This window comes from Bacillus alkalicellulosilyticus (genome assembly GCF_002019795.1).
In the GTDB taxonomy this organism is placed as follows: domain Bacteria; phylum Bacillota; class Bacilli; order Bacillales; family Bacillaceae_F; genus Bacillus_AO; species Bacillus_AO alkalicellulosilyticum.
Window position 1 is genome coordinate 4385959 of the sequence record NZ_KV917381.1, and the last position, 22667, is coordinate 4408625.

17 protein-coding genes are annotated in these 22667 nt (G+C 36.5%); 4 read left to right on the forward strand and 13 right to left on the reverse strand.

The features are described 5' to 3' along the window. Positions 1-141: 141 nt before the first annotated feature. The 5 genes from BK585_RS21925 to BK585_RS21945 form a co-directional block, all read right to left on the reverse strand. Positions 142-1590 (reverse strand): PASTA domain-containing protein, encoded by a 1449-nt coding sequence (locus BK585_RS21925; protein WP_078556310.1) that lies wholly within the window; start codon positions 1588-1590, stop codon positions 142-144. Beyond that, on the reverse strand, positions 1583-2260 hold the full coding sequence (locus BK585_RS21930; protein ID WP_212567950.1) for an ABC transporter ATP-binding protein: 678 nt from the start codon (positions 2258-2260) through the stop codon (positions 1583-1585). Before BK585_RS21930 ends, BK585_RS21925 begins: the two co-directional genes overlap by 8 nt. Positions 2261-2270: 10 nt before the next feature. Beyond that, positions 2271-3752 (reverse strand): ABC transporter permease, encoded by a 1482-nt coding sequence (locus BK585_RS21935; protein WP_078556314.1) that lies wholly within the window; start codon positions 3750-3752, stop codon positions 2271-2273. Between the two features lie 213 nt (positions 3753-3965). Further along, positions 3966-4787: an ion transporter gene (locus BK585_RS21940; RefSeq protein ID WP_078556316.1), complete on the reverse strand. Its 822-nt coding sequence runs from the start codon at positions 4785-4787 to the stop codon at positions 3966-3968. Positions 4788-4996: 209 nt separating this feature from the next. Continuing rightward, complete coding sequence (locus BK585_RS21945) at positions 4997-6088, reverse strand: GGDEF domain-containing protein (RefSeq protein ID WP_078556318.1); 1092 nt, start codon at positions 6086-6088, stop codon at positions 4997-4999. A gap of 366 nt (positions 6089-6454) precedes the next feature. On the opposite strand from BK585_RS21945, the gene BK585_RS21950 reads away from it, so the two are divergent. Then, the gene (locus BK585_RS21950; protein WP_078556320.1) at positions 6455-7123 is read left to right on the forward strand and encodes a hypothetical protein; all 669 of its coding nucleotides are present in this window, start codon (positions 6455-6457) and stop codon (positions 7121-7123) included. A 42-nt stretch (positions 7124-7165) separates the two neighbouring features. Here BK585_RS21950 and BK585_RS21955 read toward each other — a convergent pair whose 3' ends face one another. Next, a complete protein-coding gene (locus BK585_RS21955; RefSeq protein WP_078556322.1) occupies positions 7166-10054 on the reverse strand; it encodes a glycosyl hydrolase 115 family protein in 2889 nt (962 codons plus the stop codon). A 419-nt stretch (positions 10055-10473) separates the two neighbouring features. Between BK585_RS21955 and BK585_RS21960 the strand changes: the two genes are divergently transcribed. After that, the gene (locus BK585_RS21960; protein ID WP_078556324.1) at positions 10474-11445 is read left to right on the forward strand and encodes an NAD(P)H-dependent flavin oxidoreductase; all 972 of its coding nucleotides are present in this window, start codon (positions 10474-10476) and stop codon (positions 11443-11445) included. A gap of 119 nt (positions 11446-11564) precedes the next feature. Next, a complete protein-coding gene (locus tag BK585_RS21965; RefSeq protein WP_078556326.1) occupies positions 11565-11942 on the forward strand; it encodes a VOC family protein in 378 nt (125 codons plus the stop codon). A gap of 47 nt (positions 11943-11989) precedes the next feature. Here the strand turns inward: BK585_RS21965 and BK585_RS21970 are convergent, their stop codons facing one another. The 6 genes from BK585_RS21970 to BK585_RS21995 form a co-directional block, all read right to left on the reverse strand. Beyond that, positions 11990-14596 (reverse strand): ABC transporter permease, encoded by a 2607-nt coding sequence (locus BK585_RS21970; RefSeq protein WP_078556328.1) that lies wholly within the window; start codon positions 14594-14596, stop codon positions 11990-11992. After that, positions 14593-15276, reverse strand: coding sequence for an ABC transporter ATP-binding protein (locus BK585_RS21975; protein WP_078556329.1), 684 nt, complete (start codon positions 15274-15276; stop codon positions 14593-14595). Before BK585_RS21975 ends, BK585_RS21970 begins: the two co-directional genes overlap by 4 nt. Before the next feature lie 115 nt (positions 15277-15391). After that, positions 15392-16387 carry a HAMP domain-containing sensor histidine kinase gene (locus BK585_RS21980; protein ID WP_078556330.1) on the reverse strand — a complete coding sequence of 332 codons (996 nt, stop codon included), beginning with the start codon at positions 16385-16387 and terminating at the stop codon, positions 15392-15394. A gap of 2 nt (positions 16388-16389) precedes the next feature. After that, positions 16390-17073 carry a response regulator transcription factor gene (locus BK585_RS21985; protein ID WP_078556331.1) on the reverse strand — a complete coding sequence of 228 codons (684 nt, stop codon included), beginning with the start codon at positions 17071-17073 and terminating at the stop codon, positions 16390-16392. Positions 17074-17275: 202 nt separating this feature from the next. Next, a complete protein-coding gene (locus BK585_RS21990) occupies positions 17276-18391 on the reverse strand; it encodes a serine hydrolase domain-containing protein (RefSeq protein WP_170885683.1) in 1116 nt (371 codons plus the stop codon). Positions 18392-18493: 102 nt separating this feature from the next. Continuing rightward, positions 18494-19228 (reverse strand): hypothetical protein, encoded by a 735-nt coding sequence (locus BK585_RS21995; protein WP_078556333.1) that lies wholly within the window; start codon positions 19226-19228, stop codon positions 18494-18496. 449 nt (positions 19229-19677) lie between these two features. On the opposite strand from BK585_RS21995, the gene BK585_RS22000 reads away from it, so the two are divergent. Continuing rightward, on the forward strand, positions 19678-20016 hold the full coding sequence (locus tag BK585_RS22000) for a hypothetical protein (RefSeq protein WP_212567939.1): 339 nt from the start codon (positions 19678-19680) through the stop codon (positions 20014-20016). A gap of 308 nt (positions 20017-20324) precedes the next feature. Here the strand turns inward: BK585_RS22000 and BK585_RS22005 are convergent, their stop codons facing one another. Continuing rightward, complete coding sequence (locus BK585_RS22005) at positions 20325-22136, reverse strand: endo-1,4-beta-xylanase (RefSeq protein WP_078556334.1); 1812 nt, start codon at positions 22134-22136, stop codon at positions 20325-20327. Positions 22137-22667 lie beyond the last annotated feature (531 nt).

A 22667-nucleotide genomic window follows, 5' to 3' on the forward strand; every position in this document is an offset into this window, starting at 1 on the left:
AATAGAAACAGCCTCTCTATTTCACTTCGATTTTCAAGCTATCTATCTAGTGTTATCACCCAATTTTTATTACTTTCTACAAAAAAAACCTTATTTACTTACTAACCTACATCGATAGGTAGTCGTAAATAAGGTTTATTTTTATTTTGGTTCTTGATCCGGTTCCTCACTCGGTAGTTCAACTACATTGTCATCATCCCATGCGTCAGGAGCTGTCGCTGCATACTTATTATTACTTATTCTCATCTCCACTTTATACGTCATTGAAACAAATTCGTGGAAATTACTCATACTGACGACAGTTCCTTTTACTTCAGGGGAATCAACGTATTTTACAGTATAACGGATATTGGCACCTTTAGACTGGTAATCCTCATAAAATAGTCGAGGTAAATCTCCTTCTAGTTGGCCACGATAATCTCGTAAATAAGGGCGACCTTCTGAATAAACAACGACAATATCCGTATCGTCTTGGTCTGTCAGTTTTGTATCAGCTTTAATCGATTGAGAGATAAGACCGCCATATGGAACCTCGGCATGGAATCTTTGTTTCACCATGACAGATAATCCCGCATAGCTCATTGCCTCTTCCATTGTCATTTCAGCAAAATTCGGTACAACTACGGCTTTCCCTAAGGAGACAACGACTTTCATTTTATCTCTCTTTGCTATTTTTTCTTCTGGAGAAATACTTTGACTAATGACTACGTCGACTTCTACATTATTTGAATCTTCCTCTTCATATTTCATGTCTATTTCATTTGTTTCTGCCCATTGTTCCACTTCTGTTCTTGTTTTACCTGAAAAATCAGGAACAGTTATGTTCTTTTCAAAGACTTCTTGTCCTCTAGAGTAATAAACAATGGCTCTATCTTTTCGACGATATTCCGATTCATCAATTGAAGAGTCACGGATAACGAATTTAATAAATTTTCCTTGTTCAACCTCATCGTTATACTCTGTCACCATTTGAAGGTTTTCAACCTTATTATCGGCTATCCATGTTTCAGCATCGTATTGGCTTAACTCCTCAAAGTCTGGCAGAGAAATCAATTCCTCTGGGTCTGGACCCGTGCTACTGACGAAGGAAATCGTATCCCCTTTTCGCACATTTTTCCCAGCAGGAATGCTCTGTGTCATAATAAGATTGGCATCGACCTCACTACTAGTTTCATGAGTTAATTCAATTTCTAGCCCATTTTCACTAGCCCAAGACCGCGCTTCAGAAACAGGAAGACCAACAAAGTCTTCCATATCAACATGAACGGCTTGATAATAAATGACAATGATTAACAGTAGCGCTAGTAGTGAACCGATAGCCGAATATATAATCATGCGTTTCTTTTTCGCTTGATACGTTGGATCTATTTCCACTTCTTCAACGGACTCATACCGTCGAGTAGCTGTTGGCTGTTTCTTCGTTGGAATTGCTTGGTTCGTTTCCTTTGGTGTTGTTGTTTTTTTTTCTTCTTCATTACCCTTGGATTGTTCATTCACACTCGTTTTTTCTTGTTTGACTTGCTCTTGGCCTTGTTCTTCCGCTTGCTTTTCGTAATTATCTTTACTAAATCTTGATAAGAAATCACTCATGGAGGGCTAGGACACCTTTCCTAAGAGTTAAAATCTCATCGGATTGTTGAGCAATTTCATTCGAGTGAGTAACGACAATCACACATTTTTGGTGTTCATGTGCAAGCTTTTTGAAAATATCAATGATTTCCTGTTCCATTTCTTCATCTAAGTTTCCAGTAGGTTCATCCGCCAAGATTAATTCAACGTTTGTCGCTAGTGCTCGTGCAATAGCAACCCTTTGTTGCTCTCCCCCTGAAAGCTGATTTACAAAACGGTCTGCTTTACTTTTAACAATCCCTATATAATCTAATAGATTATAAGCAACCGCCTTCGTATCGGGAGGCAACTCATTTTCTGTAATCGACATGGGTACTAGTACATTTTCAACAGCAGTTAACGAAGGAATTAAGTTATAGCTTTGAAATATGATCCCTATGTTATTTCGGCGGTATTTTTCATACCCAATTTGTTTGATATCCTGACCTTTAAATAAGACGCTACCCTCATGCGGTGAATCTAGTGCGCTAAGTAAAGCAAGGAATGATGTTTTTCCAGAACCGGATTGTCCTAAAATTGTATAGAACTTTCCTTTTTCGAATGTTGCGTTTGTATCTCTTAAAATATAGCGACGACTTTCACCATCTTGGTAATAATAGTCTACGTTTTTTGCTTCTAATATCATCTGAATCACCTCTCTATTACATTAAGATTTTCTTTGGATTTAGTCTTACGATATAAATTAGTGGAACAATGGTAGACAATAACACGGTTGCTAATCCTACACCAAGAAACAATAAAATATACGTAAAGCTCAAGCTAATTTGATACGAATCCAAAACATCCGTAGTTGATAAATCAGACTGAATTTCACTATAATAATAGACTTCTTCAACCGGTTGACTGCCAGAATCATTTTTCATTAATGTATCTGAAACCCCACTAGCTAACAAATGTCCAGTAAACAATGACAATGTGATCCCAACAAGAGCAATAATCATAACTTCAATTAATATTTGTCCCACCACTCGACCTCGACTTTCTCCAAGTGATAAGTAAATTCCAAGTTCACGCTTTCTGTCTCGTAAGAATAAGAGAACAACTAATCCAATGATTAATATAGAAGCGACGACAGAAACTAATAGGACATAACCTGAAAGCTTAGACATCGACTTAATAGGTCCAGAAATACTGTCATACTGATCAGTTGCAGTCCTTACCGTATAAAATTCTGGCAATAACGGCATTACTTCTTCTTTAAATGCTTCCACATCGTCTATTGAATTCAGTATGAACATAGGTGTGAAATGGTCTTGGTATTCTCTGTCTCCCATCATTTCTGCGTATTCTTTGTCTAACTCCATCATTTTTTCCATACTGTAACTATTCTCACTTGAAATGATTCCATTTGATACATAGATTGTATTTTGAATCTCTGTATCCATGTAGTTCCACATTCCATCATCTCTTGCATTATTACTCTCTCGATCTACATTCATTGGTTCAAATAGTCCGATAATCTCTAATACGATGTCCCGAGAAGAATATATTTCTTCTTCCTCTTTAGAGTAGTCCATTACTAGGTTTGTCAAAACAAATGTGTCACCGACATGTAAGTTGTTGGTTTCCGCTAATTTTTTGGAAATAACTGCTACTGTTGATTCATTTTCTAGTTCTTCTTGCGTAAAGACACGACCATCGACTAACTGACTTTTTCCTTCTTCAAAGTCTAGGATGGGTGCATAATTGGTTCCTTTTAAACGAAAATCCATAACGTAGCCTTCAATAGAATAACTGAAACCTTCCATTTCATCTGGTTGAATGCTTTTAATTTGGTTTGATGCTAAGTAGCTGGATGTACTATAGTCGTAATACTTAACATATTTAAGTTCACCAACTTGTTTGATAAGGTCAACACCTATACTGTCGAAAAAATAATCAAAATTCATTAACTCTTCTTCGCTCAAGCCCATCATGTACTCATCATACTTCTGATAATCCATTTCTATTGTTGCAGCCGTTCCCATTCTTTCTTTGATGGTTACTTCAACACTGTTGGTAGCTTGTTGAATTGAAATTGCTCCAGCGATTAGATTCCCTAAAATAAAAATAATAGCAAACAGAATAATAGACTTCCCTTTTTTCCTTGTAATATTTAATAACCCACGCTTAATAAAATTCATTTCTGTCCTCCTCAAATTCAAACATAAAATCTTTAGGTGCTATTTTGACATAATATTCTATAATTCTACTAATTTTAGTATATTACTTCACAATAAACATTAGCAACCAAATTTTTTTAGCATTTCTAAAAAATAGAAGTTATTAGACGCTCACGATCATAAGAAAAAAGTGAGACAAAAGGTAAAATACAACCTTTTGTCTCACCCTCCTCTTTATTTCGATTTATTGAGTAGTATTTGTTTTATTTCTTGAATATCATTTTTCAGTTCTTGATTTTCTGAAAATAACCGTTTCATTTGTTCCTCACGTTGAGCTTCCTCATCTTGTCCTAAGTAACTTAAAATTACAGCTACTACAAGGTTTAAAATAACCAATGCTCCAATGATAATGAAAGAAACAAAGTAAACCCAAGCCCATGGAATCGCATTAATAATTGGCCTTGCCACTTGACTCGCCCACGATTCAAAAGTTACAACCTGCATAAGCGTAAAGAGAGACGTGTGAAAACTTCCAAAAAATTCGTATGGAAGGACATCACGGAAAAATGTTGTACCTATTATCGCATAAATAGAGAAAATTAAAATGGACAAACCAAGTATACCTGTTAATGCTGGTACAGATGCCATTAAAGAGTCAATGATTCTCCGAAGTGCTGGAATTGCTGGTATCATTCGGATAAGTCGTAAAACCCTTACTAATCGTAGTACACTCACGAATGCCGTTGTATAGAAAAGTAAGCTAGCTACGACAATCATAAAATCAAAAATATTCCATCTATCAGAAAAATACCCTCTATTCCCGAGTCCGACAATTTTTAAAAACATTTCAATTACAAATACCCATACAATGATTTTATCAATTATTATTAACAGGCTATTCCCTGTGAAATATGTCTCTGCAACAATAATTAGTCCATTAAACATGATAATTGCAATCACAATTGGTTGAAAGTATTTATGCAATACGATATTTCTAATGATAGCTCTTATATTGCTTTGTTTTTGATTAGGTTCATTTGTATTATTCGTTTCCATTTTTCAAATTACATTTCCCTTCTACCATTTACTTTTACTTATTTATTGTAAATCAGATAAGATAAAAGGAGAAGAGTAATTCTTCTATGGCAATGTTTATTTATGTTTTTTTATGACTCTTTTCTCAAAGATTGTTGCTCTAGCTATTGGTTCTTCACGCCATTGCGTGAAGCTCTTGAAAGTATAGACTTATGTCCTTGTATTTGCGCTTATTTGTATATTACTTTATTTTTTCCAGTTCGTTTTGCCTGGTATAGTAAATCATCTGTCTGTTGGAAAAAAGAAAGTTTTGTAAGATGATTAGAATAATTCATTAGACCAATACTGACAGTTACTTTTTTATTATCAAGTTCTTCATGTTCCATGGCCTCAATGTATGCTCTCACTTTTTCAGTAATTAAATGAGCTTCCTCCATGCTTTTATTGGTAAGAATGATTGCAAATTCTTCACCACCATAACGGGCAACGATATCATCTTCAGTCACTTTAGATAAAATAGCTTCAGCAACCCGCTTCAAAACAATGTCACCTACACTATGTCCATACGTATCATTGATACTTTTGAAGTTATCTATATCAACAATGGCTAATTGTAATGGCATAGCATACTTCTTACTTTGAACTACAAGATGGTCGATATACTCATGAAACGTCTTATGATTGTATAATCCTGTAAGCGCATCTACTTTAGAAAGTCTTTCCATAATCGCATTTTTTACGATTAACTCTTTTTCTTTTTCCGAAGCTTGTCTAAGATTTTGAAGTATCTCATTCGTCCTTTGTAATACGACTAAGAATATAAAATACCCGGCTATGAGCACAAAAAGGTAAGACATATATTCAAATTCAGTAACAGATTTCCTAACCGGGCCATACAAATATATGGCGTTTAATGCAAGAACATTTATGATAAAACTAAATCTTAACTTTCTTTTATCAAAATATATTATGGTAACTGCCATTGGTAATAACAACGTTACCTGTAAACCGGGAACTGCAAAATGAACCAGTATCATCACTAACGCTACTATCGTGCCCGTAATCGTTAATAATTGCGACCTGTAATGAGGTTTTCTATTAATAATGTACTTACACGCAAGGATTGCAATAACTTGAATAACCGTTGGCAAAATCAACTTATTCAATATAAAATACCAAGTACCCTCTAGAGAATAATAAATTGTAATTAACAATCCTATACATTGCCCTATGATAGAAATAATTACGATCAACCAATAAAATTGTAATATTTTATTCGTCCAATGGGTATAATCCATCTTGAACTTATTATTATCTTCCATCTCATCAAACTCCTATGAAAACATTCTAGCAAGCTATCTCCATTATACATAAGCCCTTATGCTTTTGGCCTAAACTTTTTTGATATTTAGTACAATTATAAGAACGCTTTTATATTTTTTGTTAATACCTCTTTAATACTTATTCTTAACAGTATTTTCACACTCTAGACTAACAAATACTTCTTTCACGTTTAAAACGTTAGGTTGGTATGCTTCTTAACATAGCAGTTTCTCTCTTCATTAAATATAAAACTGACTTCAATAAAAGTTTAATAGAACATTTACATAACTTCACTACATCCTCGTTTGTTCATTCTATATAGTAATAGTAAATATACCATTATATGAATAGAAGGAGGCGAATCAATGCCTTTTACTACGACTAAGCGTCGTATTCACGTCAGTGCGTTTTCTCTATTTTTTGCTGGAATTATGTTTGTCATCTATCCTGCGTTACGCCCTTTTTCTGATGAAACATCCTTGGAAGGTGCCATCGCCTTTGCATCTACCGAATGGTTAGTGGCGCATATGCTAGCGATGGTTGCTTTCACCCTTTTACCACTTGGATTACATGGAGTTCACAACTCTTTACAAGGAACAACGCTTACTTATTGGGCATTGTTTCTATGTGTAATTGGAGTAGGACTAATCTTGCCGTTTTATGGGGGAGAAACATTTGGTCTATATGCTATTGGGCAGGAAGCGATAAGACTTCAGTCAGGTGATCTCGTTAATCTAGCAGTAACTGTGCGGTCAGGAGCGGGACTAATTATGTTTGTTACTGGATTATTACTACTAGCTATTTCTTCCATACTTCTTGCTACTGCCATTTGGAAATCTGAACAGTTTATGAAATGGTGTGGGATTCCCTTTGCAATTGGGATGAGCACGTATATTCCTCAATTCTTTTTTGACCAACCACTAAGAGTCACTCACGGCTTGCTAGTTGCTATTGGCTGTACATGGATTGCAGTATGTTTATGGAGAACAAACTCCTCTACTATGAACCAAAACGCACAAACCATTCATTCCTAATAGACAAAGGGATTGGCGTATAAACCAATCCCTTTGTTGCACCTATCTACCTACATAGTATGTTTCTGTTGGTCCTAAATAGCTGTCCGCAGGTTTCTTACCTTCTGGATAAATTACTAGTTTTTGTAAAACAAAGCCAGGGCTCACTGCATATACTTTTAATGTATTTAAACCTTCTTTACAGTGTATACTGCAAGTTTGTGTATCAATGTTGTTCAGTACTCGAACAGCCCACTCTTCACCATCGACACGATACCCTTCTGGCAGTGTATTAACAATGGTAGTCTCACCATCATTAGTCTGAATGCCGCATACTATCGTTCCATCTTTTGTAACTGGATTGGACGGTTGCATGTAAAGCTCTACTTCATAAACTCCCGCAGCATCCACGACAAAATGATACTCGAGATACGGGGCATCTTTTCCTACCGTAAAGTATTCCGTTGTCGGGAACGCCTTTACTGCTGATAACGTTTTGCCATACCCCTTAAGAACTTCAAAGTGATTCACACCGCCGTGTTCGTTTGTTGCTTGTTTGTTATCAACAAAATGTTCAGCTTCAATAGAAATATAATCGTTAGACATAATAAATGTGCCGTCTGCTAAACTACTAACATCTACCTGGGCAACATTCACAATTATCGTACACGCACCCACTGGCGTTTCTACTGTAATTCTGCCCTCTGTCTCTCCATTCATTGCACTTCGATCTATTTTTGTAATAATAACGTCTTGCGTGTTTGTAATCCCGTCTAAACTCCCGCTCTCTTTAGAGCATGTAAGCCATGAATGGTTACTTGTTATTTTATACTCTGCCGGAAGGTCACTAAGGCTCGAAATGGTAAAGGATGCCTCCTCAATATCCGGTTGTAAAAAGTCGTTTAAGAACAACTGGTTGACATGCCATGGACTTCCTTCACTCTTCTGCTCTGTTCCATCAATGGTAATGACCAACCTCGGCTTATTAGCAGGCAGTACATTAGAAAGGATTGGATTCTGGCATTCGTCTTCATTCCAATGAACAAACCCAATATGCTCAGACAATCCCATTCCATACCATTTCCCATTATCAATCGCATGGTACTCTTCGACTAACTCTCTGTCTCGTTTCAAACACTTCTTAATTTCTTCTGCTAGTTTATTTGCTGCCATTTTACCTAATTTAGCATCATGCTGGTTTTTCCCATTGAGTAACCACATTTTCTGCACATTAAGGTTTCCTACAGCAGGATAATAGACTAAAGCAAAATACGTTGGTAACTCTTTAGGGTCAATTCTCTTATAGAGGTCATCTGCAATACTCAAAAGGTGATCAATTTGTTGTAATAAATGATCTGTTTCTTTGTAATTGACCGGATGATAGACATTTACATTCATATGCTCAGGTCTTCGATTATGGGCTATCTTAGTGTAGCCGTTCAATAGGTCACACACTTTCTTCATGTCAGTCTCACCGAATACGCTACTAAACTGTTTTTCAACCCATAGTTCCGTATAAAGTTCCGTTTTGTTGACGGCATTCGTTCCCCATTTGTCAAAATCATAAGCTAAATCGAGGAAATAGGATAGCGGGAATTCCTGTGTAGCAATATCACCAACATTGACAATCCAAAGATCGCGAATTCCAAAATCATACGCCATACTCATTTGTTCCCAAACTTTTGGAAGGTATGAGCTGTTGACCCACTCATATGAAATAGGACCACCATGGTAATCAAAATGATAATACATGCCATATCCACCTTTATGAGAACGCATCTCTTCGGTTGGCAATGTACGAAGATTTCCGTAGTTATCGTCACAAAGCATTAAAATGACATCCTCAAGTTCTTCTGAGCCCATTAACCCTGGTGTAGTTTCATCCCCATAAAAGAATGGTTCGACTTCTTTATATAAAGCAAGCATTCTTGGTACTTCTGAAAGGTTCGGATTGACATTGTCCTCTATCAATTTATTTTGTGTTTGGATAACGTCTCGTAATAATTCAATATTATCAGCCAATGTCGCGTTTTTCCCCATAATAGAGGTATCTTGTTCACCGCGCATTCCGACTGTAATTACGTTTTCAAATTTTCCGCTACGCTTTAAGCCGTCTTCCCAAAAACGAGTGATTCCTTCTCTATTGCTAATGAAATTCCAAGCATCGCCGTAAATTGAATCTTCGCCGCGGAGATATCGATATTCTTCTCCATTACGCAAACAAGGCTCGTGATGTGATGCTCCCATGACAACCCCATATTCATCTGCTAATTCTGCACTAGCCAACCCTGGTCCTTCTTCACTGAATTGCGCCGACCACATTGCAGGCCACATATAATTTCCTTTTAATCTCAACAAAAGTTGAAAGACGTGGTCATACATTTCTGCATTAAATCCTCCAAACCTTTCGTTCGTCCATGTACCAAAAGCTGGCCACTCATCGTTTATAAAGAAACCACGGTAACGAACCGAAGGCTCTTTAGAAATATATTTGAAATCCCCATCTAGAGAAAATGATTCTTTTGGCTGCGGCTTCACGCCATTCCAATCAACCAAAGGTGAAACTCCTAGTTGCTCTGAAAGATGGAAAAGACCATATATCGTACCACGTTTATCACTTCCCGCGATAACTAAAGCTTTTTCAACGCCATCAAATGGCTGGTCAATCACTTGAAATAAAAAGACTTCTCTTTTTCCAGCGACTTCTGTTACATCAATGAGCTTTTTCTCTTCCAACTCTTGAAGCATTGGGCTGTGGTTCATAGTACCGTATATAATAACAGTCTTCCCTAGCTTTGTTTTTTCGATAGTGACTTGTGGTGCAATGCCGAAAACCAACTCCAAATCATGGATAACCCTGCTAGCAATTTTATGTACCCCACTAAAAGCTTCTTTTTCCTGATAAAATACTGGTGCCTTCTTTAACAGTTCCTGGTTAATTGAAAAATTCATAATAACATCCTTTCTACTGGTATAAAGCCTCTTTATGTATAACCACTATTATACCAGAGTCATTACTGAAAATACCCCGATAAAGGTTAGAAGTTCATGAGGATTATTCATCATGTTCGCTTTGGATAGTTATTACTTCTTGGTTTCGTGTGGGCACCTAGTATGATTTCGTTATTTCATAGTTTGTATTTTTTACATCAGCTCAGCTGTCCACCAAGTAACAAACGATTGAACAAAGGATCTTAAAATTGAGGATATCAATCCCTTACTGTATAAAGTGCTATTATTCATTGCAGTTAGCCAGCCCGTTACCCTTAGTCAAATCATTATAGTAGATGTTAAGTAAATCACAGCTTTTTAAAACCAAGTTTGCTATTCTTAATAGAGATTACTATTATCTACCAATTTATGAACGGTAAATGAAATGGGGTATTTTATTGAGCTCTCAACAATTAAAAATAGGTCATATGTTGCCAAAGGTTCCCATTATGCAAGGGGGTATGGGAGTAGGGATTTCTTTAAGCAAACTCGCATCTGCTGTTGCGAGGGCTGGTGGAATTGGGAGCATATCAGGAACGGGGATTACTGTCGATGACATGCGGTCCCATATTAGAAAAGCGAAGGAAACAATCAACGGTTCTGGCTATTTTGGCATAAACGTTCTCTTCGCTATGAATGATTTTGCAGAAAAAATGAAAGCAGCAATTGAGGAAAAAGTCGACTTCATCATATCAGGAGCTGGAATTTCAAGGGATATGTATGCTTGGGGCAAGGAAGCTGGAATACCTGTTATTTCAATTGTCTCCTCAGCAAAGCTTGCTAAGCTTTCAGAACGTCTTGGGGCATCCGCCGTTGTTGTCGAAGGTCATGAAGCCGGTGGACATCTTGGCACCGATAGACCCTTATTTGAAATATTACCGGAAGTAGTATCGGCGGTGAAGATTCCTGTTATTGCTGCTGGCGGGATCTTGACTGGGGAAGACCTAGCACGTGCCTTAAGGATGGGGGCTTCTGGTGTACAGATGGGGACAAGATTTGTTGCAAGTGAAGAGTGTGATGCACCGTTATCATTTAAAGAAAAATATGTACATGCTCGCCAGGAAGATACAATTTTAGTAAAAACTTCAGTTGGTCTCCAGGGGAGAGCAATAAGTAACCATTTCACGGAACTTATTTCGGATAATAAAAAAGTAAAAATTAAGAATTGCATGGATTGCTTAAAAAACTGCTCCTATCGTTTTTGCACACTAGATTCTTTGATTACTTCCAAGAATGGAGATTGCGATAATGGCCTTGTTTTTGCTGGGTCAAGAGTACATGAAATCAAAGACATCCTACCAGTTAAAACCATTATAAACAATATCATGAGAGAATATAAAGCTTGTACTTGATTTGATAGGCCCTAACCGATTAAGCTTCGGTTAGGTTTTTTATGTTATAAAAAAGCACCTATGATAGCAGGGATAATTATAAAAATGAAGAATAAGAGTTTTGAAGGGAGAAATGTTTAATGGAAAAGCCTATGATTGGAAAAATTGGACAGATTGGTGTCCCTGTTAGCAATTTGAATAGAGCCATAGAGTTTTATAAAGAAAAATTAAGTTTAACTCTTTTATTTAATACAGATAGCATGGCTTTCTTTGATTGTAATGGGTTGAGTCTCATGTTAACACTGCCAGAAAAAGATGAATTTGCTCATTCAAGTTCAGTAATCTATTTCCAAGTATCAAATATTAAAGTAACTTATGAGCAATTAAAAGCGAAAAACGTTCTCTTTGTTGATGAACCACATGTTGTTGCAAAAATGGGGCAGACTGAAACATGGATGGTATTTTTTCAAGACACAGAAGAAAATACACTTGCCTTGATGAGTGAAGTTCATTTATAAGGCAACTAAAAGGAGACCATCTAAACCCCATGACGGTCTCCTTCTTTTTATATACTCTCTTGTCTTAACGTTTCAATAATATTTTCTTTTCTTACCTTGGACATCGAGTAAAGCATGGCAGAACCAACAACCACAAATACGGCAATGATGACAAAGATGATGCTCGACCACGGCAGTGTAAAACTGTATTCAAAAGTGTGCATCATCGCTTTGTGCAATAGATACATAACTCCAATACTTACTGGGATACCATAAAGCAAGGCTTTCAAGCCATAAAAAACACTCTCATAACATATCATTTTAGTAAATGATTTTGGTGTCATACCAACAGATTTCAACATAGCAAACTCCCTTTTACGTAAAGAAATGCTCGTAGAGAGGGTATTAAAAATATTTGCCATTGAAATTATAGTAATTAATATGATAAAACCGTATGCAAACACAGACAAAAATAAAACCAGTTGTTCATTTTGTTGCCGGGATTTATACACATTATGGATATTGATATTGCTTACATTCATTCTTTCAATTTCTTCTTGTGTTTTTAACGGGTCCTTACTGTTTAAATAGATTGAATTATTTTGACTATCTTGATTGCCAAGAACTAAAAGCCGATTGTAGACAGGCTCCGAAACAAACATCTTAATGATATCCATTCCACCACCCGATGTAACTCCCCTTGGTAATTGTGCTGTAAGTTCTTCTATGGTAATTTCGCTAATAAAGTATTTTTTCTCGTTATCCCAATCATATCCGAACAGTTCTAAGTTATTGCCTACTGAGGTATTTATCGTAGTTATTTCTACGTATTTTCCTTGTTCGTCTTCATATATAGCTTGGTCCACTACAATAGCCCGAGGATTCTCTTCATCATATAACCGAGAAACATCGACTCCTATTTGTTCAGCATACAATTGTAAACTCTGCTCATCGAGGGAATACACATCTGTATAATACGGAAATCGTTCTTCCTCTATCAAAGTAGAATCTAGTTTCGCTCTTTCTCTTAATGGTTCAGATATATTTGCTTCGTCGACCATCGAATAATAGACCTTTTCCCTTAGAACCGAATACGCTGTAACATCTTCTAGACTAGTAATTGTACTTACTACATTCTGATCGATTTCATAATTTCCAGATGAAGACACTGCAATATCAAAATTAATATCCGCATGTGATAATTCAATGGATTTCTCAAGTGAATACGTAAAAAAGGAGACTACAAGGAATAGAATTATACTGATGGCTAACGAGAAAACCGTGATTTGATATTTACGTTTATTTCTCTTAATATTTTTCAAACCAATTTCGGCCTCTATCCCAAATAATGAACGAACGAGTTTTGATGTTTTGACTATTTTCCCTGTAAGTTTAATATCTGTCGTTTGACGAATCGCATCAATAGCTGTTATCCTGGATGCTTTTCTCGCTGGTAGATAGGTAGAAATAAAAATGGTTACAAACGAGAGAATTACTGCAAAAAGAATAGACATTGGTGTAACAATGACCACTAATTGTTCAGATGTGTTTAATACCTCTTTAAATATTCTATTACTAAACCAGAACGTAACACCAATTCCAACTAACCCAGATAATATCCCTAATGGAACACTTACTAAGCCAATCAACAACCCTTCAAAGAGAACCGAGTTTCTTTTTTGTCTTTTGGTTGCGCCAACACTTGAAAGCATCCCTAAATGTCTGGCCCGTTCTGATACAGAAATCGCAAAGGCATTATAGATTAGAGCGACAGAGCCGATTATGATGACGGACATTATAATCGTTGCTAAAGAAGTCATCGTACGTTTTAAATTATCATTCTTTGATAATCCATGGTAACGAAGTAATTCCGAATTATATATAATAAAATTTCCATCTATATTAATGTCATTAGCTAATTGTTCTGCATCAGCGTATATCGAACGACTTACTTGATTTAAGATGACTGTACCGACAAAAGGATAACGGTCTGTCATATATGGCAAATCAGTAAATGTTATTGCTGTATACCCTGGTGCCCATGGAATCTCCCAAATTGGTCGTTTTATAATGCCTACTACTTCATAAGTTATAGCTTCTGTATTGTCTAATTTTTCTTTTATTTCATCCTCGGCATACTGCAAAGAATACTGCTGTGTAATAGGTCCTTCTTGAGATGCTCCATCTAGAAAAACTCGCTCCCCGACCTCTAGAAATAGCTTATCTCCAATCTGATAATCCACTTTTGCATTGGTTGATATTTCTTCTGACAACACAATTTCGTTTGGAGCCTGTGGAAATCTTCCCTCTTTTAACATAAGGGGAACATGCTCAAATCCACTTTCATTATATTCACTTATAAATAAATAGGGTTTGTATCGATTCTGGCTTCCTTCTAAATAAGCATAGCCTCTGTCTGCTGAGAGAATAAAATGCTTGGTTGTCTTATCACTTTTAATCGCTTCTGCCTGTTGTTGATTTACATCATAATATTTGACGTGCCATTCTCCTTGATTAGCAATATATTGTCGTTGCATTAAATCCATAAATGAGATGATTAATGTAGCAACAGCTGTAATCATAGCAACGGATATAACTGTACCAATGATGGTTACGAGTGTTCGTCTCTTATTTTCTTTCAGATGTCTTATCGTAAGCTTCTGAATGATATTCATGGACGGATCACCTCGTCCTTGGATACCTTTCCGTCTTCTATAGCAATTACTCTGTCAGCCTGAAGCGCAATTTGTTCATCATGTGTAATGACAATTAGCGTTTGGTTATACGTTTTATTAAACATTTTTAACAAATCCATAATCTCACTACTATTTTTACTGTCCAGGTTACCGGTTGGCTCATCGGCTAACATAATTGCAGGGCTGCTTATGAGCGCTCTCCCGATTGACACACGTTGTTGTTGACCGCCTGAGAGCTGGTTTGGTAGATGTGTTAACCGATTTGTTATATTTAGTTTTTTCACAATATCATCAAATTGGGTTTGGTCGACTTGATGCTCATCCAAGAGAAGTGGCAACGTGATATTCTCCTCGACTGTTAAAATGGGGATGAGATTATAAAACTGATAAATTAAACCGATCTGTCTTCTACGGAAAATCGCTAACTGTGTTTCATTTAGTTCATAGATATCTGTATTGTCTACAAAAACCTTTCCACTAGTCGGTCGGTCCACGCCCCCCAGTAAATGAAGCAATGTTGACTTCCCAGAACCCGATGGGCCGATAATCGCTATAAATTCACCTTTCTTCACGCTAAATGAGACATTATCCAGTGCTTTTACGGCAGTGTCACCTTTCCCGTAGATTTTAGACAGATTTTCTATTTTTAAAATGTCCATGTGCATACCTCCATGAATTCTTTGATAATTCAACTATATCTGCCTAAAATGACTGTCCAGTGACTCCAAAATGACAGTTTAGTCACATTCGAAACTAATACACTTACATCAAATCTTATTTTTTATAAAACTTAATTCGAAATTCAGTTCCGGATCCTACGGCGCTTTTAACCTCAATACTTCCATGTTGGCTTTTAATGATTTTCTCTGCTAACGCAAGACCAATTCCAACGCTATCGTCACCCGCGTTTTTCCCTTTATAGAATCGCTTAAATATATATGGAAGATCTTCTTTTGCGATGCCAATCCCATTATCAGCTAGAACCACTTCTGTAAATAATGGATTTTCTAAGAAAGTAATAGCTAACGTCCCACCCTCAGGTGTATGCTCGATACAATTTTTCATCATATTTATGAGAGCTTCTGACGTCCAGTTCATATCCCCTAAAAAGGAAACATCCTCATCTCCTTGAATCTTAAGAGATTGCTGTTTAATATCCATTGGAATTAGGAGTGGTTCAAGTGATTTTTCAATCAGTTCCTTTACTAGAATTGGCTCACGCTTAAATTGAACCGAGCCTGCGTCTATTTTGGATAGCTTTAGTAAAGAAGAAACTAGCCACTCAATCCGCTCTAGTGACACACTAATATTTCTTGTGAATTCTTTTCTCTTTCCGTCTGATAGCTCGGAGCTATTCAGTAAATCAGCCATCATGACCATCGAAGTAACCGGGGTTTTTAATTGATGAGAAATATCTGAGATGGCCTCTGTCAACTTGATTTTATCCTGCTTGAGACGAGAGCTTTGCTCCGATAACATGAGCGTCACTTTGTATATATCGTTTTTTAAAATACTTAGCTCACCTTCTTTGTTATCACGTACATCAAGAGTGAAATCGCCCCCGCTAATTTGTCGCAAATAGGCAGAGAGCTTTTGAATTTCTTTGTATCTCCAATTTGTAAAAATAAGGATGGTTGCAATAAGAAGGAGCGACAGGATGATGACAACAATAATTGCTATCTCAGGAAGCACAATAACTAATAGGCTTGCTAAAAGGCTAATTAAGCTCATCAAAATGAAGAGGATTTTTATTTCACGATTGCGAAACATCGCTAGTCACCTACCTTATAGCCTAAGCCTCGCACGGTTTTAATAATGGTTGGTTTGTGCGGGTTGTCTTCAATCTTCTCGCGTAACCGTTTTATGTAAACGGTCAACGTATTGTCATTCACAAAATCTCCCGCTACATCCCAAATCCGCTCTAACAACTGGTTTCTAGAAAGAACTTGTCCAACATGATTAGCAAAAATAAGAAGAAGACGATATTCCAAGGCGGTTAGTACAATCTCCTCACCTTGTTTATAAACTTTTCCTTCTAATGTATTAATCTGAATTGAATTTAAGTCAATTGTTGTCTTCGTAGTGCTGAGCTTGTGATATCTACGTAATACAGAGCGAATTCTAGAAAGCAGTTCTCTTATCCGAAATGGCTTTGTAATATAGTCATCCGCCCCCATATCAAGCCCCATAACTACATTTACTTCATCATCGATGGCCGTCAAAAAGATAACAGGTGTATCACTAGATGCCTTTACTAGTTTGCATAACTCATATCCACTTCCATCTGGTAACGATAAATCAAATAAACATAAATCGATTGTATGTAGTTGTTCTTGAATGATTTGTTTTGCGGAAGCCGCATCATAGCAAAGTACAGTCTCAAACTGGTCCTGTTGCAACGAGTATTCTAAACCAGAAGCAATTGTTCTATCATCTTCTACAAGTAAAATTTTCATTTCCCACACTCCACCTAGACGTTGTAATACAGATTACATTTTTTATTCTCTCGAGAATCCATTCCTCAGTCCACTCAACTTTTCTTTTATAGTACTTACTATTTTTTAATATGTCCTCAAATATTTTGTTCGTATAAAAGTAACATTACTAGCCTCATATTTAACATTGAAGGTGATTTATTTTGTTTATATATAATAAATGTTAGTCTGATATAAGCTTAGCAATAAATGGAGTTCCTCGGAAAACAGGATCTCCACCACTCCTACCCACGTTCGAGAAGAACACGAGCAAGAACTTTTCATTAGTATCTCTATATATAAAAGAACTAAAACCTGCCCGATAACCGCTGTGAACCATAACATGGTGTTGGTCCCTATTAATCTCCCAACCATATCCGTAGCCATACCCGTTTGACAATCCCTCTAAGCCTTGGGAATTGCTAATGTGGTCTGTAAAAATTACCTTCTTACTTGCTGAGGTCAAAAATTCGTCGTTATACAAGAAATTGTCCCAAAGCAACATGTCTTCAAGCGTAGAAAACATCGTATCTCCGGAGGCAATGCCTTGATACGAATCTAGCTTATCACTATTTCTCCTGTCATTAGGGTCATATCCTATTGCCCTCTCCTTATTTAGTTGGAACGCTTCTACGCTAAAATCGGTTTGCTGCATATTTGCTTTTGTTAGTATGTTATCTGTTATGTACTTCTCATAAGGGACGTCCGATACAGTTTCAATAATTAGCCCAAGTAGTTGATAACCTAAATTACTATACCCAAAGTCGGAACCTGGCTCAAATAACAGCTCTATCTTTTTTGTCGCTTGAATTAACTCTTCTTTCGATAAATTGTTATCTTGTGGCTCTTCGGCAATATCCCAAGGTAGCCCTGATGTATGTGTAAGAAGGTGATGAATGGTAACTCCCTCAAGATTCTTATGGTCCGGCAAATATTTCGTGACTCCATCATCAACTTGCAGCAAACCTTCTTGTTTCAATAATAAAATACCCGCTGCTGTAAATTGCTTCGTCAGTGAACCTATCCTAAAAGGAGTGTCCTCTTGTAATAATCGTTGATTTTCGGGATAATCGGCATATCCGTAACCCTTTTTTAGTAAAACCTTTCCATCCTTCGCAACAAGAATAACTCCATTATACTGTTCATTCATTAAATACTCATCTAGTTCACGGGCTGAGTCGGCTACAACCACTTCGGTTCTTAGTTCAGTTAGTTGTTCCTCTTTGTCAGCATTCATTGTAGAAGGTGCACTGCATGATACTAAAATTAAGGTAAATATCAAAGTGTGTTTAAAGTTCACGATTGGGATCTCCTTTGTATAAGTCATAAGAGACAAAAACGGAATTGTGGACGTTGTCATATTTGTTTCGGAACCATTTCTCCTTCCTTCTACTTCTTACATTTAATATATAGCTTTTTTATAATCTTCAATGCTATTGTGAACTTCACGTTTAAAATCATTTGCACTTAATAATTCGATTTCTGAGTTAACCACACATGCTTTGGATATGGCATAAACATTTTTTCTCTCCCAATAAGGACTATCATCAAAATTAGAATCTTTATTATCTCTTGTAGTCCTCTCAAATCCTTTTGGTTTTAAAAACCATACCTTCATATCGATAGTAGATAATCCTTCTCGCAGTAATTCATTTGTTAATTTCATGGTTACTTTTACTTGTTCCTCTACATCTTCTATACCATCAATAAAAATCCACACCATACACTGCAAAGCGTTATTCCTTGGAAAACTTACATATTCTTTTATTGATAAGTCTCTTGCTCTTTCAATAGTAGCTGCAAATTTTTCGTCACCAAAAAACTCAGCGATTACAAAAGAAGCTTTTCCAGATATTGAAGCAACTCGGTTTATTATGAATTGGTCCAATTTTTCAGACATATACATTTGAAGAAATTCATCTTTAACTACTTTTAAATTCTTGCTTGTTTCTACTCGTGCAACCATTAACGGATTTCTTTTTGGGTGAGTAACTAAATGTAGTTTTTGTGAGAAACCCTTGGATACAAGGTTTTCAACTATAAATGGTTCACCATATTTTAAATATAGATAATCTGTAACAATTACTTGGGACTGTTTTTTCTTTTCACCACTTATTCCAAATAATGAATTTAACAATGACTATGTACCTCCTATTTCGTTTTGATATCTTTTATCCACTTTTGCTCACTTAGTATTTAATAAATTCAATCTAAATAAAAGATTTATAGTCTTGCTTTGTGGCACTATTATTGACATGTCAATCCCCTTTATACAATAGTAAAATTATACTATTATATTCTTTTAAAGGACTGATAATCGTGCAGGAAGTTTGGTACAAAAATTGCTATAAAACAGCGTATAATAGACAACTTAGCCAAAATACCAGTATGGATAAATTTAACTTATTTGTAATGAGGCTTACTCTCTAATACCATTTAGTTAACTGGGGGTATGTAAACAAATCATCAGGGCACATTATTTTCTATTTCATTAAAACTATTTTTTTATCTTAAGTCATATGCCCAACCCAATTAGGCTATTTAAGCATATCCTTTAGTATATTAAATAAATTGGAGGGATTTGCTTTGACTAATCAATATTTATATCAAGGTGTACCAGAAGCAATGAATCAAGAATTGATTGATATCAATGATCAACGAATTATTAGACCTGGATTTGGGGTGGGTAGACCGGGTTTTGGATATGGTAGGCCAGGTTTTGGGTATGGTAGACCTGGGTTTGGGTATGGTAGACCTGGGTTTGGTTTTGGAGGCCCTGGTGTTGGCTTAGGCTTAGGCTTTTTAGGAGGCCTTGCTACTGGTGCTCTTTTGGCCCCAGGACCTGGGTTTGGTTACCGACCATACCCTTATTATTATCCTTATCCTTATCCTTATCCGTACCCTTACCCAGCATACCTATACTAACATTACACAAATAATAATATTCCATTCTCTCATGCTAAATCGTAGGTATATAATAGAAATAAACGGAGCTCCAATTCCTTGGCACTCCGTTTTTTCATTTTTCATTGGACAAACTGTTTGATGAAAATGCCAGCATAAAAATTGAAGAGGGTGGGACAAAAGGTTATTTTACCTTTTGTCCCACCTCTAGCTTGTTATGTCTCAGCCACCTTTTAATGTACTCTTGGTTAATACATTCTCCTTAAAAATTTCAAGGAGCTTGTTTTATCTAAACTTTATACATTTTCTGTCCTATCTTTATTTGTAGATTATTTCATACCATTAATAAAGAATGTGTCTGGTGGCATAATTAAAATCTTATCTTCCATTGCTGGATGGGATTTAAGATAATTATATACTGCCTTCCTGTACGCAGGATTAGAAAGGTTTTTATCACCAACTTTAATGACATGTGGCTCGTTTTCAAACACTGTTTTTGGTCCCATCAACCTTGCGACTTCACTAATGAAGTTACCACCTTTTTTGCCATTTTTATAAGAAGGCTTGAGATTATTGTATTCTAAAATCAACTCTGCAACTTTAGGGGCAGGAGCTGGCTCAACATAATACGGGTCAACGCCTAAGTAGCCCTCTGGATCAGAGACTGCATAGAAAGCATCCTTTGGTGAAAAATCACTGTTCCAAAGCAGTGGGTTGTGACCTCTTCTCCAACTTTGGATATCGTTTAGACCCCATAATGTAACACGGTCAATACTAGCTGCGTAATTCTTATAAACTCTCATATACTCCGCATACACTTCAGCTTGAACCACTTCAATTTCAGAACCGTTTGTAATGCCTCGATTAATCCAATAATTTCTTTGTTCCTCTGTACCTGTCGAAGCGATTATATGTTCAATTCCACGGTCTCGTAAATCCATATAACCTGCAAGTGAACCACCAGTAGGTTCTCCGTTCCAAGGAAACCAGCCGAACAGATCAAGCTCACTTATGATAAGATCGACTCCCGCTGAAAGTAGGTTAAGAATACCGTTTTCCACGCTTGAAGGTGGTGTATCCATAATGTAGTTGTGAGACTGCATTCCCACACCCTCAATTAACTGGCGAGGATCGTTTGGAAACTCCTTCTTGTAGCGTTCGTTAAGTTCAATAACCATCTGCGCCGTTAACTTCGACTTACCATCCTGATACATATTAAAGTCATTGTAAAATAACTTCGCGTCAGTATATTTACGAGCAAACACGAAAGCATCATAGATAAAGTCACTCGGGTCTTCTCCTTCTACCATTCCATTGCTGTAGGCTCTATACCAACCACTCTGGGTTCCACGGCGAAGGTAATCTTTCCAATTATCGTCTTCAGTAATCGTGTCGACTCCATCAACGAATGCTTCATTCACGACGTCCCAACTTGTGACTACTCCAGGGTAGTATGTGTCGAAGTGCTCAACTACCGTTTTAATATAATGCTCCATATTTTTTCTAGCCTGTTCTCTTGTGTAGTTACCTCTTGTACCACCATTGACCCAGTTAGGGGATTGGCTATGCCATACAAGAACGTGACCGTGCACGGTGATGCCATTTTGTTGTGCTTCTCGAACTAACTGATCAGAGAGATGGTTCGATCCCTCGAAAATTCTAAACGTACCTTCCTGTCCAGCGTTTCCGAAAGAAAGCTCGCTAGGCTTCATAGCATTTTCTGCAGTGAGTGAGTTAAAGTGGCTAGATGTCAAGGACCCTCGAGGGTTATTCGGATCTAAGTTCCCAGGGGCACTATAAATGTTTCCGAATTCGAAATAATCCTCATAAGTCTTCCATAGAGACTCAGAACCGTTTCGGACTCTAAGTCCTGCGGTACGATTATTTAAAGCATCAATAGCATCGGTGATTTCTTCTGGTGAAGCGTTTGGATCATCAAGTAGTGCTATTGCTTTATCGTATTCCATTTTGGCCAGTCGATATGTGGCAGGTGTATAAACATTTTCATCTAACGCAGCGAACTCATCTAGGATTGACCTGTAAGCGTTATCATTATTGTTTGCTAAAACTTGCGTTGTAAAAGCCCCTGTTATAAGAGCAAATGCCATACAAATAATAAATAATTTTTTCATTGTTTTCATGATTTTTATCCTTTCTCATAACCTATTTTGTAGTTTCTTACACATTGCACTAAATTCTACTTTTTTAAATACTGGTGTCTCTTACTTCAGGTAAAAATAGATTTTGACTACGTTTTTTACATAATCCGATTGGTTTACCAAAGAACCACTACTATAATGGTTATCTGACTGAAACTACTAACTAACTACTAAACTAGTTATAAAATTTGGAACCTCCTTTTCAATTAAATCTATTTCGTAAGTATCATTGTATATAAATAGTTTTAAAAGGAGAATAAAAACTATTATATGAATTTAGACAAATAAATCCTTATTAGTACAAGTCTTTGTAGATTTATCTCGGAAATATAATTCATTAGTAGTTGTTAACGCTGACTAGTAGATCGAATACTGTCTACTAGTCGTGTATTAAAACGAAATAATAGGATAGTAGTCATACAAGCTGTACAATTCAGCTGCCCTAGTGGTTTCGAAGCCACTGAAAAAATACAAACCAACTTTTTCAATGCCTTTGATTATGGTTTGCAATGG